Origin of the sequence: Pseudoalteromonas sp. Scap03 (genome assembly GCF_013393115.1) — a bacterium.
Taxonomy (GTDB): domain Bacteria; phylum Pseudomonadota; class Gammaproteobacteria; order Enterobacterales; family Alteromonadaceae; genus Pseudoalteromonas.
In genome coordinates, this window is the sequence record NZ_VDEU01000001.1 from 2,267,334 (window position 1) to 2,284,648 (window position 17,315).

Sequence of the window (17,315 nt, forward strand, 5' to 3'; positions counted from 1 at the left end):
GACTAATAAATAGACTGTTAGCCAATAAAACGACGTTAATTCATGACCAGCCTGATTTTTTTTGTTATCTTTTAACTAATTTTGATTTGTCACTGCTTAATTATGTGACCTAAGTGAATAGGCAACTATGTTATTTTGGCAAGAGAAACCCGCATTTGGGTTGACTTCAAAAGACGTTAACGTCTTAACCAATGCGCAAGAATACCGTACGCAATTGTTAGATTTAATTGCCAACGCAAAAAAACGAATTTATATCACCACACTTTACTTACAAGATGATGAAGCGGGTCGTGAAATATTAGCCGCACTACACAGTGCATCGTTAGCTAACCCTTCGCTTGAAATAAAAGTATTGGTTGATTTTCATCGCGCACAGCGTGGTTTAATTGGTGCAGAAAAGTCAGAGGGCAATGCAAGCTTATATTGCGACAGCTTAGAGAAGTTTAATTCAAACGTTCAAGTGTATGGTGTTCCCGTAAAGGCAAAAGAACTGTTTGGGGTATTGCATTTAAAAGGCTTTGTTATAGACGACACATTGCTATATAGCGGTGCCAGTTTAAATAATGTGTATTTGCAATATAGCGACCGATACCGACTTGATCGATACTTTTTAGTCTCGCAAAGCGAGTTATGTGACTCAGTAGTCGATTTTATCGAATCAACCTTATTGAGCTCTGAAGCGGTTCCAAGAATTGATCAACGACCGCTTAAACGCATGGCTGACTTTAAACTTGAACAAAAGCAACTTATGCGTGAGCTTAAATCGGCAAGCTATAAAAGTGCGCAACAATTGAATACTCATGCAATGGGCATTCGTTTGTTTTTGGGTTTAGGCCGTCGTAATAACGAACTTAATCGCTTAATCAAAGCGCTGTTTGATACTACCGAGCAAGAGTTGGTGTTATACACGCCGTATTTTAATTTTCCGGCTCCTTTAATGCGCTCTTTGCGTCGCTTATTAAAGCAAGGTAAACAAGTCACTATTGTGGTGGGCGATAAAACCGCAAACGATTTTTATCTGCCACCTAGTGAGCCGTTTAGTAAAATTGGTGCATTACCGTATTTATACGAAACTATTTTGCATAAATTTGTAAAATCGCAAAAACGCCACATAGATAATGGCAACTTAAACGTTTACCTGTGGAAACACGAGAGTAACTCGTTTCATTTAAAAGGGATTTGTTGTGACCGTAAAGTGCATTTACTTAGCGGGCATAATTTAAATCCGCGTGCATGGGGGCTAGATATCGAAAATGGTATTCTGATAGAAGACCCTGAGCAAACGATAATGCGCGACATTGATAATGAACGCCAAGAAATTTTAAAGCATTGTCGTCGTTTAACCGGTCCAGATGATTTAGAAACCATGAGCGATTACCCGCAGCCAGTGAAAAAGCTACTTGGTCAAGCTAAGCGCGTAAAAGTCGACTTTATTATTAAACGATTTATATAACATTTGGGTCTGTTGACCGCAGACTCTAAGATTTAGACACAAAAAAAGCAGCTAATTAGCTGCTTTTTTAATGCTTATACCTAAATGATGGCTTAGGTATAAGCGGTAACAATAATAGTTACGCGTTTTCTACTGCAGTGCGTGGGTCAACATATTCCATGTTGAACGCTTCAGCTACTTCTTTGTAAGTTACTTGGCCTTTAAGTACGTTTAAGCCTTTTAAGAAGTGAGCGTCATCTAGTAGTGCCTTTTTGTAACCTTTGTTTGCAAGGTTAATGATAAACGGTAATGTTGCATTGTTAAGTGCAAACGTAGATGTACGTGGAACAGCACCTGGCATGTTAGCAACACAGTAGTGAACAACTTCATCAACGATGAAAGTAGGATCAGCGTGCGTAGTTGCTTTAGACGTAGCAATACAACCACCTTGGTCGATTGCAACGTCAACAATTGCAGCGCCAGGCTTCATTGCTTTAATGTGTTCAGCAGTTACTAGTTTAGGTGCAGCAGCACCTGGGATAAGTACACCACCAATTACTAGGTCAGCTTCAAGTACGTGCTTCTCAAGCGCATCAGCTGTTGAGTAAATAGCTTTAACTTTGTTACCAAACTGTGCGTCTAGTGCACGTAATACGTCGATGTTACGGTCAAGTACAACAACCTCAGCACCTAAGCCAACGGCCATTTGTGCAGCGCTACGACCAACCATGCCGCCGCCAATAACAACTACTTTAGCTGGCTCAACACCGGGTACACCACCTAGTAACATACCACGACCGTGGTTAGCTTTTTCTAGCGCTTGTGCACCTGCTTGAATAGACATACGACCAGCAACTTCACTCATTGGCGCTAAAAGTGGTAAACCACCGCGTGAATCAGTTACTGTTTCATACGCAATACAGATTGCTTTACTTTTAACAAGGTCTTCAGTTTGTGGAAGATCCGGTGCAAGGTGAAGGTAAGTGAAAAGAATTTGGTCTTCACGTAACATTGCACGCTCAACAGCTTGAGGCTCTTTTACCTTGATGATCATTTCTGCTTTTGCAAAAACGTCAGCAGCTGTTTCTAAAATTTCAGCGCCTGCTTGAACATAATCATCATTTGTAAAACCAATGCCCATACCAGCATTCGTTTCAACAATCACTTGGTGGCCGTGATTTACAAGTTCGCGAACACTCGCAGGAACCATACCTACACGGTACTCGTGGTTTTTAATTTCTTTAGGTACACCAATAATCATAATTTTGCCTTGTTAGAACGGGATAAAAATTTTCCACTATTATATTCATGCCAGGGTAGTGTGTCTCACCTTTTTTTAAGCCCTTTGTAGTGTTAGTATCTGTAAAATTAATTTTATTAGAATAAAAAACTAAAAAGCCATGCATAACTTATTAGACCGTATTGATCGCAAAATTTTAGTCGAATTACAACTTGATGGCCGCCTGTCAAATGTTGAACTGGCCCGACGAGTTGGCCTAAGCGCCACGCCCTGTCTAGAGCGAGTGAAAAAGCTAGAGCGAGAAGGGTATATTTTAGGCTATAAAGCCGTGGTTGATCCTGCCAAGCTTGGTCAAGGGCTTTCTGTGTATGTGGAAGTAACCATTACCAAAACATCGCCCGACGTGTTTGAAGAGTTCAGTGCTGCTGTTAGAAAGCACGAAGAAATTATAGAATGTCATTTGGTTTCTGGTAATTTCGACTTTTTATTAAAAACCCGGGTTAACGATATGTCAGAATACCGAGGGGTACTTGGTGATATATTATTAAAGCTGCCCAATGTGAGTGAAAGTCGTACCTACGTAGTAATGGAAGAAGTAAAAGGTGAAGAAGGCGTTGTTATTCGTCCTTTTGTTGCTTAATGATAAAGTAACAGCCTTTAATATACTTTTATCGTTGCAGCCAACTTTGCTTTTTTAATGAGTGTACGACTAAATAATAAAAACTTGTTCATAATCAGGCCATCATGGTTAAGATAAAGTGCATCAAAATACATTTCCTGCTAAGGTATTCTATTGCCAAGTGAGTGTAAAAAATAATAATGAGGGATAGGTAATTATGCGCCTAAACGGTGTACAAAGACTATTAGAAACGGGGCTCATCGTCAGCACCTTTGCAGCGGTATTTATTTTATGTGCTTTAATTAGTTTTCATCCTGCCGATCCTGCTTGGTCGCAAACGGGTGAGTTTACCAATGTACAAAATATCACAGGTACGGCGGGCGCGTGGGTGGCCGACATTTTACTTCTTACCTTTGGTTGGCTTGCCTATTTTGTGCCAGCGGCTATTCAGCTGCTTGGCTATTTAGTGTTTAAGCAGCCACACCGTATTTTGCAACTCGATTACACCACACTTGGATTACGTATTATTGGCTTTGCGCTGTTTATTACCTCAGCCACCGCTATCAGCAGTATTAATTTTGACGATATTTATAATTTTTCATCCGGTGGGGTAGTGGGCGATGTGATTGCATCGGCGATGATGCCTGCGTTTAATTTTACCGGTACCTCTATTTTACTGCTGTGTTTCTTTTTTGCAGGATTAACCCTATTAACGGGTGTTTCGTGGGTACAATTTGTTGATTACTTGGGTGATTTAATTGTTAGGTTATACCGCTTTTTGGTTACCTATGCTCGCGGTTGGATGCAACGCGAACGCATTGCAGGTAAAGTTCAAGACGAGCAACCCGATGCCTATTTTGAAGATGACACACGCCAACAAGAACCTGAGCTTGCTAATAAAACAGCAGACAAACCAAAAGCACTCGACAAACCAACAACTAAAGTAAACGCGCCGCAAGACGACGAGTTTATGCCGTTTGACGAGCTTGACCAAATACTCGATCAAGAAATTAGCTTTAGCGCCATAGACGATGAACCTATGGACACAGAGGCAGCACTTAATGCGCTTGATCAAAGCCCAGTGGTTGAACCTGAAAAACCAGCTACAACAGTGGTTTCACCAGCAAGGCCAATTAACAAGCCAAAATCAGGGTTTCAACCGCCGCCAACTGCCAAAGAGAAGTTTGAGCAATTATTAGAGCAAGAGCCACCTCCGGGGCCATTGCCATCATTAGATTTACTCGACAGACCCGACAAAGCAAAAAATCCAATTTCGCAAGAAGAGCTTGATAGTGTATCGCGCCTTGTAGAAACAAAACTACTCGATTTTAACGTGCAAGCAACCGTGGTTGGAGTTTACCCTGGGCCTGTTGTTACCCGTTTTGAGCTTGATTTAGCACCGGGTATTAAGGTGTCTAAAATTACTGGGCTGTCAAAAGATTTAGCGCGCTCGCTATCGGCAATTAGTGTGCGAGTGGTTGAAGTTATTCCGGGTAAAACCTATATCGGTATTGAGCTGCCTAATAAATACCGTGAAATTGTACGTTTATCAGAAGTCATAAACGCACCTAAGTTTGAGCAAAACCCATCGCCATTAACCATGGTGCTTGGTAAAGATATTGCAGGGCAACCTGTGTGTGCTGACCTAGGTAAAATGCCACATTTATTAGTTGCCGGTACAACGGGTTCAGGTAAGTCAGTGGGCGTTAATGTAATGATATTAAGCTTACTGTATAAATCGGGCCCAGAAGATGTTCGTATGATCATGATTGACCCGAAAATGCTTGAGCTTTCTGTTTACGAAGGTATTCCGCATTTATTGTGTGAAGTTGTGACCGACATGAAAGAAGCCGCTAACGCGCTGCGTTGGTGTGTAGGTGAAATGGAACGCCGCTATAAGCTGATGTCGGCTTTAGGTGTACGTAACTTAAAAGGTTACAACCAAAAAGTAATGGAAGCTAAAGAAGCGGGCTACCCAATAATGGATCCATTATTTAAAGACACCGACGGCATGAAAGACGGCCCTGATGAACTGGACAAATTACCTAGCATAGTGGTGGTTATTGACGAATTTGCCGACATGATGATGATTGTAGGTAAAAAAGTTGAAGAGTTAATTGCCCGTATAGCGCAAAAAGCGCGTGCTGCGGGTATTCATTTAATTTTGGCAACACAGCGTCCGTCGGTTGATGTAATAACCGGTTTAATTAAAGCGAACATACCTACACGTATGGCGTTTCAGGTATCAAGTAAAATAGATTCGCGCACCATACTGGATCAACAAGGCGCAGAAAACTTATTAGGCATGGGTGACATGCTTTATTTACCGCCAGGCACCAGTGTGCCAGAGCGTGTGCATGGCGCGTTTGTAGACGACCATGAAGTACATGCCGTGGTAAACGATTGGAAAGCCCGTGCTAAACCAAATTACATAGACGAAATTTTAAATGGCGATGCCACTGAAGATATTTTATTACCAGGGGAAGCCAGCGAGAATGGCGATGAAGAGTCAGATCCGTTATACGACGAAGCGGTCGCCTTTGTAATAGAAACCGGAAAAGTATCGGTATCATCAGTGCAACGTAAATTACGTGTAGGCTATAACCGTGCTGCACGTTTAGTAGAACAAATGGAAACATCAGGTATCGTGAGTGCACCAGGACATAACGGCGCTCGCGATGTATTAGTACCTAATGGAGCAAATTAATGAAAAAATTAAGTAGTTTATTATTGGTATTGGGCAGTTTAGTTGCTATGCCAAGTTTTGCTGACGACAGCCAAGCATTACAAGATAAGTTATCGACCTTAAAAAGCTTTAAAGCACAATTTAAACAAAACGTAACCGACGGTGAAGGCCAACTGGTAATGCAAGGCCAAGGCAATATTGCGCTGCAACAGCCATTGATGATTCGCTGGCAGCAAACTAACCCAGACGACACGTTATTTGTGTCAAACGGCGATAAAACCTATTACTTTGATAGCTTTGCTGAGCAAGTAACCATCATGAAAACCAGCGGTTTAATTGACTCTACACCGTTTATATTGCTCACCTCTAAAGACCCTGCGCAATGGGAAAAATACAGCGTGCTTGCCACCGATTTAGGCTTTAGCATTACCCCAAATAAAGGCGTTGAAAGCCAAGTAGAGCAGCTTGATATTACTTTTGCTGATAACGAGCAGGGGCTTGCAAAACTGGTGGTTAAAGATAACTCAGGCCAGCTATCTGCGTTTACATTTAGCAATGCACAGGTTAATACTGAGCTTGATAAAACAACTTTTGAATTTACCCCGCCAGCGGGTGTAGAAATAGACGATCAGAGTAACGGTGAGTAATTTAGGTTTTAACTTTGGGCCCGATGTACGCCCACTCGCTGCGCGTATGCGCCCTTTATCGCTAAACGATTACATAGGGCAGCAGCATTTACTAAGTAGCGATAAACCGCTGCATCAAGCCATTGTTGCAGGGCGTTGCCATAGTTTAATTTTATGGGGGCCGCCAGGGGTGGGTAAAACTACGCTCGCGCAAATTATTGCCAATCATGCCGATGCTGAACTAATTCAAATGTCGGCAGTAACGGCGGGCGTAAAAGATATACGCGATAGCGTAACCCAAGCGCGCGATAACTTACAAAGCCGCGGCCAGCGTACTCTAATGTTTGTTGACGAAGTTCACCGCTTTAATAAATCTCAGCAAGATGCGTTTTTACCGCATATTGAAGATGGCACTTTTATATTTGTAGGCGCGACCACCGAAAACCCCTCGTTTGCGCTTAATAATGCGATTTTGTCTCGTGCAAGGGTATATGTTTTAAAATCCTTGCAGGAAAGCGATTTATACACGGTAATTGAGCGTGCACTTAAACAAGATGAGCAATTAAGCCAAAAACACATCGTGATTGCAGATAACGCCAAACAGGCGCTATGCCAAGCAAGTGGTGGCGATGCTCGTAAAGTGCTTAATTTACTCGAGCAAGCAGTCGATTTAACCACTGAGCAAAACGGCCAATTTCATGTTGACGAACAGGTACTCAGCCAAGTACTCCCTTCGCATTTAGCGAAATACGATAAAGGCGGCGATGAATTTTACGATTTAATTTCGGCGTTTCATAAATCAGTGCGAGGCAGTTCACCCGATGGTGCGCTTTATTGGTACTGCCGTATTTTAGCCGGTGGCGGCGACCCGCTTTATGTTGCAAGGCGCTTATTAGCGATTGCCACTGAAGATATTGGCAACGCCGATCCGCGCGCGATGGAAGTGGCTTTAAACGCATGGGATATTTTTCAGCGTGTTGGCCCCAGTGAAGGCGAGCGCGCAATTGCACAGGCCACCTTGTATTTAGCCAGCGCACCTAAAAGCAATGCGGTTTATATGGCGTTTAACCAAGCTAAAGACGATGCTAAAAATCAGCCAAGCTACCCAGTGCCAGAGCATTTACGCAATGCCCCCACTAATTTAATGAAAGACTTAGGTTATGGCGCAGAGTATCGATATGCGCATAATGAAGAAGGCGCATTTGCTGCTGGCGAAAAATACCTACCGCCAGAAATGGATGGCAAACAATACTACCAGCCAAGTGATCGTGGACTTGAGCAAAAAATTAAACAAAAGCTCGATTATTTAAAAGAGCGCGACGCGCAAAGCCCAGTAAAACGTTATGAGCATGATTAAACTTTACATGATGATAGCTCTTGGCGGAGCCTCAGGAGCCTGTTTACGGTTTTTTATTAGCGAAACCATGCTAAAACTCCTCGGTAGGGGATTCCCTTTTGGTACGTTGACGGTTAATATTCTGGGTTCATTGTTGATGGGCATTTTGTACGGTTTAATCGATAAGCAGGTTATTGCCGTTAGTCCCGCTAAAACCCTCATCGGAATTGGCTTTTTAGGTGCGTTAACCACCTTTTCAACATTCTCAATGGATTCGTTGTTGTTATTACAACAAGGTCACTTTATTAAAATGGCCCTCAATATCATCTTAAACGTGATGGTGTGTATTTTTATGGCTTGGCTGGGCCTTCAGCTAGTAATGCAAAAAGGTTAAAAAACTAACATGTTAGATTCTAAATATTTACGTCAAGATGTCGAACAAACTGCAGCACGTTTAGCCGCACGTGGTTATGAACTAGATGTAGCGGTAGTGACTGAACTTGAAGAAAAACGCAAAACATTACAAGTAAAAACGCAAGAACTTCAAAGTCAACGTAACGCCAGTGCGAAAGCCATTGGTCAAGCAAAAGCAAAAGGCGAAGATGCGCAGCCATTGCTAGACGCAGTTGCTAACTTAGGCAGCGAATTAGACGCAGCTAAAGCTGAGCAAGATGAAGTGTTAGAAGCAATTAAACAAATTGCCTTAGCAATTCCAAATTTACCTGATGAATCGGTACCAGAAGGTGCTGACGAAGACGACAACGTAGAAATTTTAACGTGGGGCACCCCTAAAAAGTACGATTTTGAAGTTAAAGACCACGTTGATGTAGGGCAAGACCTAAACGGCCTAGACTTTGAAATGGGCGTTAAAATTAGTGGCGCACGTTTTACCGTAATGCGCGGCCAAGTAGCGCGTATGCACCGTGCACTTACCCAATACATGCTAGACACCCACACAGATAAAAACGGCTACACAGAAATGTATGTACCGTACTTAGTTAATAGCGCAAGCCTTTACGGCACCAGCCAATTACCTAAGTTTGCCGGCGATTTATTCCACACGTTAGGCCTAGTAAACGATGATGGCGAGCAGCAAGCTGGCTTTAGCTTAATTCCTACGGCAGAAGTACCGCTTACTAATAGCGCACGCGACGAAATTTACGAAGAAAGCGATTTACCGATTCGCTTAACTGCGCACACACCGTGTTTTAGAAGTGAAGCGGGCAGCTATGGTCGCGATACACGCGGCTTAATTCGCCAGCACCAGTTTGATAAAGTTGAACTAGTACAACTAGTAAAACCAGAAGATTCTATGCAAGCGCTTGAAGAGCTAACAGGCCACGCAGAGCAAATTTTACAAGCACTAGAACTACCATACCGAAAAGTGATTTTATGTATGGGCGACATGGGCTTTGGCGCAGCTAAAACCTACGACTTAGAAGTATGGTTACCAGCGCAAGACACGTACCGCGAAATTTCATCATGTTCAAACATGGTCGATTTCCAAGCACGTCGTATGCAAGCTCGTTTTCGTCGTGAAGGCGCTAAAAAACCAGAGCTTTTACACACACTAAACGGCTCAGGTTTAGCGGTTGGCCGTACACTTGTAGCAATACTAGAAAACTACCAACAAGCCGACGGCTCTGTAGTAGTACCAGAAGTATTACGCCCATACATGGGTGGACTTGAAGTGATTGGTAAAGCTTAAAGTACTAGCTGTCAGTTTTTAGCTATAAGCTTTAAGAAAGAAAGCCGCTGTTTTAACAAACAGCGGCTTTTTTATGGGTAAAAGGTTCGAGGTTAAAGGTAAAAGTATAGAAATAAAGAGTTGTGAGATTAATTCGGTGTGAAACTCACCGCGTAGGAATAGGCTTTAGCGCGTTCAATCTGTCTGTTCTTATTATCGGTTTACAGAAATCATAGCTAAAAAAGGTGATCTCACAGCGTAAATTTACAAAAACAAACACTGTATATAGACCTGTTTTGTATTTTGTCTAATATTACTGATCTCTACCATTATTGTGTATTTTTGCATTTGTAAAACATCAGACTAAGTCAACTAATTCTTTACACCTGTTTATTTGAGGGCTAAGGTGAATGTATTGTGATACATGGACATTTTTGGTTTATAAAGCGACAAATGTTGTATACAAATTGTTCTGCTTTCAATGTGCAATATTTGTATAAAATATCAAAAGGAGTTATTGATGAATAAAAATAAAGTAGGTATGCGCTACTCTTTACCGAAAAATTCGAGTGAAGCTATGAGGAAGTTAGCTGAAATATTAAAGGTACCAACACATAAATTAATTGGGGATAAAGACCAAATAGTAATGACTATGAGTGGACCATTTTGTACCGACAATTAAATCGTTTAGATAAAATGTCAGTAATGAGGATGATTCAAGATTTATCTTATCCACAATTACAATATGAGCTTAGAGTTAAATGTTTAGACTCAGTAGTTAAACCACAATGGGCTGAGTGATACTTAACAAATGAAGAGTTAAAAGAAGTTTTAGATTTTCACAGCCAACTCAATAGGTGGTCAAGCTTGCTGGGGGAAAATCCTGGAGCGTATGGTGTCGGCGGTTCTGTATGGAGTATCGCTAAACAGGGGGCATCAACTGGGAATGTAACTGTTTTAATAGCTTCGCTGATACTTATCGGTGCCCATGAGTTTTCTTATAGCGAGACCCAGAAGTACTCTAATGAATTAGAGCGACGTAAAGTTTTAAATTAAGGAAGAACATGAATCATATTAAAACTTGCAGCTTCTTTGCAATTCTTTACACAATGCTAATATTTTTTGGTGTATTTATTCATTCTATTTTAAAGATAACACCTGAAGTAGGTTTAAATATTGTAGCGTTAATTGCTACAACTTATGTGGTTATTAAGCTTAAATATATAAACTTTTTTGAAAGTAAATTACAACTTCTTTTCTCTATATTTGGTGGAGGGTTGACAATTATAACTGCTTACCTGTTGGCTGTTATATTTAATAGTTTTACTCAGCCGACCATAAATGAAGGGGTTGTGCTTTTTGTTTTCAATACATTAGTTATTTATCTAACCATTCAAGTAGTGATCAAAAAAAACATAATAAGGCAATAAAGTCGGATTTGTAACAGTTTGCTCGGTTTCACTTCGATTAACATTTTAGCAAACTGTTACTCACCTCTTATTGCGGCGTTGAGGCTGAAGAATTACTCTTTCTAGGTACGTATCTTACTACATTTAATTGATTGTTTTTTAAATTTAAATTCATTTGTTAGCTGTGATCTAATAGGTATTATTCACCTACGGTAAACCGTTATGGCTAACCACTAGCCTGACTTACCCTGTCAAAATGAATTCATTCCTATCAATTTCGATGAGCAAATTTTGTCTGACATATTAGAATATGCACTTTGTTATATTATCGAAAATAAACTCGACTTGTCGGGCTTTGACGCGTGGTATAACAACGATAAAACGGGTGCAGCGGCGTATCCGCCCACGGTGATGTTAAAGATTATTTTACTCGGTTAAGAATAAACTAGACACCCACTCTAATTTTTGCAGTTTGGCGAACTAAGTACTAGGCCTTCATCAGTGTGAAAACAAGCTTGGTGTCTTATAGCAATCGCAAGAAAGCGTCAAGTAAGCTTGGTTGATACAAAGTACTACCACTGTATATCACGTTGTGTTCGGCGTGCTTTTTTGTGCGGTGAAGACCATTTTACTGGTCACTCTTTTGAGCATCGCAGAGGGTGGGTTGAAGACAAATTCCTTGAGTTAGCCAAAATATTTTGTATTGACGTCTGTGCTTATGCCGTTATGAGTAACCAGCAAAATGTTGGAACATTTTACAACAGCGCAGTTGGCCCGGAGGGCGGAAGGCAGGATGCCTGAAGTACATGCATTTAGTGTTGTATGTAGATGACAAAAAAGCGAACAGACTGAATGATAAAGCGATTGTTATTCGCTGGCACAAGCTGTGTAAAGGTACTGTCCTTACGCAAAAGTACATACAGGGTGAGAAGCTAAGTAAAGCTGAACTTATCTTTTTTAATAAAACAGTAAAGGAATATCGAGAGCGCCTATCAAGTCTTAGCTGGTTTATGCGGTTGTTAAATGAAGACATTGCGCGCAGGGCAAATAAAGAAGATAACTGCACAGGTAGGTTTTATTCGCTGCCATCCATGGCTCTCACCCTTCGGGCTGCCTAACGGCATTCAAATTTATTCCCTATAAATATATGGGAAGGGCGGTTTAGGTCACAAGCACTTCTTGATGAAGCCGCACTTTCGGCCTGCATGGCGTATGTCGACTTAAACCCAATCAGAGCTAAAATGGCTAACACCCCAGAAGAATCTGACCATACCAGCGCCCAACTACGCTTAACATGTGCAAAGAAAACAACCAAAACAACTGCTCCGATTTGCAGGTATGTCACGTCAAGTTATGCCAAAAGGGATGCCGTTTGAGTTAAAGTCGTACCTTGAACTTGTTGAGCTAACTGGACGAATAATTCGAGAAGATAAACACGGCCATATTGATAACACCCAACTTCCTTTACTGGAAAGACTCAATATATCTCCTGAAAACTGGTTAAAACTCACCACACAATTTACACGCGTATTTCACGGCGCAGTTGGCAGGGGGACCTCGCAAGCTAGTTATTGTGAAAATTTGAAACTGCATCATGCGATTATTTTTATGCGTGGAATTTAGATTTAAGAGTAATAATTGCTTATTTACTGGGTGAAATAAAATTAACGTAGCCGTAAAGCATTAATAATTGACCTAAAAAGTAAATCTAATAATACAGCTTTGCTTGTTAAATTAGAGTTGGTGTGAATTTAGTTGGTTTTCTAACAGCTCTTGAACCACCTTTCTTTTAAATTCCTCTGTAAGTTTACGAAACACTTTTTACTTTCATTACATCTTACTCCTAAATATATGTCTACTTTTATGGAGTCAGATCACCACTACAGTGCTGGGATCAAATTTGAACCAAAGCGGAAAGCCTTGGTGTGAGAAGATTTACTTTTATTGAATTATTTATTGTAACTGTATAAGATATAATTATTTAATATTTAAGGATATTTAATGAAAGTATGAACTCGGGCCTGTAGAGTATATTATACCTCACAGTATTGAAATAGGGGCTATGGATAGCGATAACCTTTGAGAAGAAGGTGAGTCACTCTGTTTGTATTTTTGGTTAAATTTGAACATAATTATATGATTTTTTTTTTAAGTACACTGATTTCACTTGTCTTTTTTAGTTTTACTCACCCTTGTTACAGTAAAGAAATTACAAATATGGGGGGCGGAAGAAACCCTTGGCACCCTAGCCATATCATAGGTAACGCAGGAATGTATTATGACGGTGTTACATACTTTGTATTTCAGTCAGGAGGATCTCAGAATTGGCTTGACCCTGCAATAATGTCTTTTTCACATAAAAATAACACAATAAGTGGACCTTATAAAATAGGAGATAATAAGTTAGCTAAACTAAATGATATGCATGGTTCTCCAGCATTAACAATAGATAGTGGGGGCTATCTCCATGTTGTATACGGTGGGCATGGCTTTGTAAATAATGGTGAGATGGTTCATGCAATTTCAAAACGTCCTAAAGATCCAAGAGAGTGGAGATATATAAAAAATATTGATCCAAACACAACCTATCCAAACCTAAATAAAATTAATGATGGGACAATTATTTATAGTTATCGTTCTGGAGGACATAGAGATTCTTGGTTAGTGTCATACTCAATAAACCAAGGAGAGACTTTCGAAAACACAGAAGAGGTACTGAGCTCAGGGAAAATAAGGTTTGATGAGAAATATTTTCTTAAGGAGAACAATCTATCTTTCTGGAAATCTATTAATCAATCATACTATTATGACAGTTGGTATGCTTCCTTTTTTTCTGGAAGTAACGACTCAGTCCACATGCTTTTTAGGTATCACGCTTGCGCGAATGATTTTGGTACAGATTATCATAATGAGAGAAGAGTTAATTTATATTATGCTCGGCGTGATAAAGATGGGCACTGGTATAATATTTCAGGAAAGAAGCTATCTTTACCCATAAGCAGAGAGTATGCAAATAGAAATAATATTATTTGGAAGTCTGAAGTTATTAAGGGTAAAGGTAAATTACAAGGCGCTGTATTTTCACATTTAACAACGGATATCTCAGGGAATCCTTATATTAGTTTAATGTCAGGTACTGCTCAGTGGAGAAAAGAATTAGAGAATAAATATGTTGGTATTGGTAACTTAGAGGTTGGGAAGTTTGTTTTTAAAATGGCACCAGACATAGGTGTGATTAAAGTACTAGGCAAGAACACTTTAGAGTTACAGTCAGATGATGGGAAATATATTACTACATCGCAAGGAGACGAATGGTCTACGGGTATAAGAAACATTAGCTTGCCCATTAAAAGGTTAACTGAAATCAAAGATTCTCAGTCTGATGCTCGCTTTTTGGCACTAGAAAAAAAACCTTCTAAAGACTTAGAAAACGTAAAAATTTACCTATTAGGTGAGAATGGATTTATTTTCAAAAATTAGTTCTTATGATGAGATCTGCTAGATTTTACTAGAGATCTAAAAAGTTTTTTTCATTTGAAATTAGGATGATTGGCATATGTTCGAATGGAGTTAAAATATGTTTTATTAGTATGATATACCTAATAAATTAAAGGAATTTCTGATGTACTGATTATTTATAGTCCTAGCATTAATGTTAAGCTTTTCAAGTTCTGCAATTGAAAATGTTATATTTAATAAATACTATTTTCCAATTAACGATAGTTGGGAAACGATGAGAGTTTTAGAGAAAGATGAAGGTTTTGCCCTAGTCAATAGTCAAATGCAAACTTTGAGCATTAGAAAATTTGATAACAATGACTCATTGATCACTTTAGAAGATGGAAGTACAATTCCTCTAGTTGATATACATTTAGACAGCCTAACAAATTCAAATTCGGACATAGAAAGTAAAGTTTATAAGGAAATCAAGAATAGCTTCTCTAGAGTAAAAGAGATTCAAAACAAAACTAACTCCCTTACCTTATTCGTCGAAGTCAAGCCAGATTTAATTTATACACAAATTGCCTATTTATATTCAAAAGAAAATGGAATTTTTATTGGGATTACCTCAACAATACCTGAGAGAGATTTTTTAAAATTTTTAAAATCAATCCACGAAAAAAATAAGGAAGTTAAATGTCAAATCCTATCGAGCAACTAGATAAATAAGATCAAGAAAACCTACAATTTATATTACAAAAAAACGTATCCTGAAAGTAGTGTCTTTAAAGAAAACAAGCCTTCGATTGAAACTCAAAAGTCTATATGCAAGCTCTTAAGACTAATACTTTTTGTAACAAAGCAAGGACAGCGCTTACTACTGAATTAGCTACAGTAGAACAGATATACAGGGGTAAGTTTAAAATGGTCGTCAATAAGGTTCTAAAAGAAATAAAAGGTCATTATAAAGAAAATAACCTTAACTTTTTTATTTGCAATCAGGTAATAAAGTATAAAACCAAAGGGGTTACCCATTAGAAAGTTCCGATCAAGCAGGCAGCTGTGTTTCCTTGATCTTTTTATTCAAAAACCAAGTGTTCTTATTATTTAAACTCAATTTAAATATGACTACGCACCTAGTAATGACGTCGATTGGTGTGAATACGCACCAGTCACCCATATGAATTTAGGCAGTATAATTAAGCATTATTGATGATTAATTAATGCCCTTGGCTTTCGCCTCAGTCATCGTTTAGTACCGATGTCAGTCCAGTTTCTGCTGTGTTTACACACTGCGCTGTAACAATCCGGTGGTTTATGCTTGAACATAACCAACCCTTTGTGGCTCAAACATTGGGCATATCCAGTATTTAAAATATGAGCGGTTAACGTGCAGGCTCAATCAAATCTAGTGGTTTTACCAACCCCATTACTAGCTCAACACATTAACCTAATTTTTTATAGTCGCTAAGTAAACGCCTTGTGTTCATCAAATGGGACATTATCTTTAAGCACGTGATAACAGGCTCTTGCGAGCTTATGCGCAACCGTTTTAATTGCGATAACTTGGTTCGTTTTAGCCAGTTTTCGTTGATAATATTTTTTGATTGTCGGGTTGTACCGAATGGCAAAATTAGCGGCCTCAGTAAACGCCCACGCTAAATAACGATTACCATTCTTCTGATTCGTAGCGCCTTTCTTCTTCCCATTGCTGTATTTTGCACTTTTAACGCAGCGACAATAGGAGGAGAAATTACCTGGACTATCAAAACGTTTAATAGTGCCTGTCTCTAACATAATGGTCAGTGCTAAGGCATTCCCAATCCCATAAACTCAGGGGAGAGCGATGTTTGTTGTAAAATAGCGCTCTCTATTGCATTAATTTGCTGTTGGGCACAGCGTATTAATGAGAGGTTAGAAATGACTGACAGTGCAGTATTCATTGAGGTAAAGTCTGCGTGTACCTGCTCAGTATTAACGCCTTTTCTGATAGCGGCCATTTGTTTTATTTTGTTGCTACTGAGCTTGTATCCAAGATGACGCATGTAACAACTTTGCACTGATAATAAGTTTTTTGTGGACTGTTGAACAATGTCCATTCGTTTACGCATTAAGTCTCGAACAGCCCTGAGCTCTCGAGGATAAATATAGCCCACAGGTAGAATGTTTAAACGTAGCATTTCAGCTAACCAACACGCATCACTGTGATCGTCTGCATATTTTAAGCATGAGTATTGTTGAATTGCCGCAGGGTTCGCTAAGTGAAGTGTAAACCCTTCATCCATTAAAGCATCGACTAACCAATACCAATTAAATGTTGATTCGACAACAAGCCTTATCAACTTATCTTTATAAGGACTTAGAAAAGATAAAATGACAGAAATGTCATTATTTAAACGCTTAACGGTAAGTGTTTCACCATGTTCATTAATGATAGCAATAACACAATTATTTGAATGCAAGTCAATTCCACTACATAGTTTCATACCAAGCTCCTCGAAATACAGTTTATGTTTTGGTCAACACAACTGTACCGAAAAACTCGAGGAGCTTTCTATATGATTATCAAATCTTGACTTCAGACATTAGAACTAAAATTTCTCAAAGCGGCTTGATTTAAGCCGTTATTTTTCTCTAAAAGCACAGCGTCTCGTATTCTCTTTGTGAAATAATGTTGCTTTGCCAACATAAGTTTTGTGCGTTTGGGGGGAGTTATTTTTAGCATATTATAATTATGATATAGGCGTTGGTGAAAAGCCATTTGTTTACTTATTTATAAGGTGGATTGTTTTCATAAGTGTTTGTAATATAGTGTCTATTAATCAACCTAAATATAGAA

At 39.4% G+C, this 17,315-nt stretch carries 15 protein-coding genes and 1 pseudogene; 13 read left to right on the plus strand and 3 right to left on the minus strand.

The features are described 5' to 3' along the window. The first annotated feature begins 127 nt into the window (after window positions 1-127). Window positions 128-1,453, plus strand: coding sequence for a CDP-diacylglycerol--serine O-phosphatidyltransferase (pssA, locus tag FHG08_RS10320; RefSeq protein ID WP_055011831.1), 1,326 nt, complete (start codon window positions 128-130; stop codon window positions 1,451-1,453). A gap of 118 nt (window positions 1,454-1,571) precedes the next feature. On the opposite strand, the gene ald is transcribed toward pssA, so the two are convergent. Beyond that, window positions 1,572-2,693 carry an alanine dehydrogenase gene (gene ald / locus FHG08_RS10325; RefSeq protein ID WP_054200757.1) on the minus strand — a complete coding sequence of 374 codons (1,122 nt, stop codon included), beginning with the start codon at window positions 2,691-2,693 and terminating at the stop codon, window positions 1,572-1,574. Between the two features lie 139 nt (window positions 2,694-2,832). Between ald and lrp the strand changes: the two genes are divergently transcribed. The 12 genes and pseudogenes from lrp (at window position 2,833) to FHG08_RS10385 (ending at window position 15,197) form a co-directional block, all read left to right on the plus strand. Continuing rightward, on the plus strand, window positions 2,833-3,312 hold the full coding sequence (gene lrp, locus FHG08_RS10330) for a leucine-responsive transcriptional regulator Lrp (protein ID WP_008110073.1): 480 nt from the start codon (window positions 2,833-2,835) through the stop codon (window positions 3,310-3,312). 196 nt (window positions 3,313-3,508) lie between these two features. Next, complete coding sequence (locus FHG08_RS10335) at window positions 3,509-5,998, plus strand: DNA translocase FtsK (protein WP_178955861.1); 2,490 nt, start codon at window positions 3,509-3,511, stop codon at window positions 5,996-5,998. Next, window positions 5,998-6,624, plus strand: a complete 627-nt coding sequence (gene lolA / locus FHG08_RS10340) for an outer membrane lipoprotein chaperone LolA (protein WP_055011834.1) — start codon at window positions 5,998-6,000, stop codon at window positions 6,622-6,624. Before FHG08_RS10335 ends, lolA begins: the two co-directional genes overlap by 1 nt. Beyond that, complete coding sequence (locus FHG08_RS10345; protein WP_178955863.1) at window positions 6,617-7,960, plus strand: replication-associated recombination protein A; 1,344 nt, start codon at window positions 6,617-6,619, stop codon at window positions 7,958-7,960. The genes lolA and FHG08_RS10345 overlap by 8 nt, the downstream gene beginning before the upstream one ends. Beyond that, the gene (gene crcB, locus FHG08_RS10350; protein WP_010389726.1) at window positions 7,953-8,333 is read left to right on the plus strand and encodes a fluoride efflux transporter CrcB; all 381 of its coding nucleotides are present in this window, start codon (window positions 7,953-7,955) and stop codon (window positions 8,331-8,333) included. Before FHG08_RS10345 ends, crcB begins: the two co-directional genes overlap by 8 nt. A 9-nt stretch (window positions 8,334-8,342) precedes the next feature. After that, the gene (serS, locus tag FHG08_RS10355; protein WP_024601694.1) at window positions 8,343-9,647 is read left to right on the plus strand and encodes a serine--tRNA ligase; all 1,305 of its coding nucleotides are present in this window, start codon (window positions 8,343-8,345) and stop codon (window positions 9,645-9,647) included. A gap of 499 nt (window positions 9,648-10,146) precedes the next feature. Continuing rightward, complete coding sequence (locus FHG08_RS18825) at window positions 10,147-10,308, plus strand: hypothetical protein (protein ID WP_218648495.1); 162 nt, start codon at window positions 10,147-10,149, stop codon at window positions 10,306-10,308. A gap of 382 nt (window positions 10,309-10,690) precedes the next feature. Then, entirely contained in the window at window positions 10,691-11,056 is a 366-nt protein-coding gene (locus tag FHG08_RS10365; RefSeq protein ID WP_178955865.1) for a hypothetical protein, read from the plus strand. Window positions 11,057-11,326: 270 nt separating this feature from the next. Next, window positions 11,327-11,473, plus strand: a complete 147-nt coding sequence (locus FHG08_RS10370; RefSeq protein ID WP_256729678.1) for a transposase — start codon at window positions 11,327-11,329, stop codon at window positions 11,471-11,473. An 87-nt stretch (window positions 11,474-11,560) separates the two neighbouring features. After that, window positions 11,561-12,658, plus strand: a pseudogene (locus tag FHG08_RS10375) (transposase). 489 nt (window positions 12,659-13,147) lie between these two features. After that, window positions 13,148-14,515, plus strand: a complete 1,368-nt coding sequence (locus FHG08_RS10380) for a BNR-4 repeat-containing protein (protein ID WP_178955867.1) — start codon at window positions 13,148-13,150, stop codon at window positions 14,513-14,515. Window positions 14,516-14,687: 172 nt separating this feature from the next. Then, entirely contained in the window at window positions 14,688-15,197 is a 510-nt protein-coding gene (locus tag FHG08_RS10385; protein ID WP_178955869.1) for a hypothetical protein, read from the plus strand. A 746-nt stretch (window positions 15,198-15,943) separates the two neighbouring features. On the opposite strand, the gene FHG08_RS19015 is transcribed toward FHG08_RS10385, so the two are convergent. Then, entirely contained in the window at window positions 15,944-16,273 is a 330-nt protein-coding gene (locus FHG08_RS19015) for a transposase (RefSeq protein WP_256729680.1), read from the minus strand. An 11-nt stretch (window positions 16,274-16,284) separates the two neighbouring features. Next, window positions 16,285-16,962: a transposase gene (locus tag FHG08_RS10390; protein ID WP_256729681.1), complete on the minus strand. Its 678-nt coding sequence runs from the start codon at window positions 16,960-16,962 to the stop codon at window positions 16,285-16,287. Window positions 16,963-17,315 lie beyond the last annotated feature (353 nt).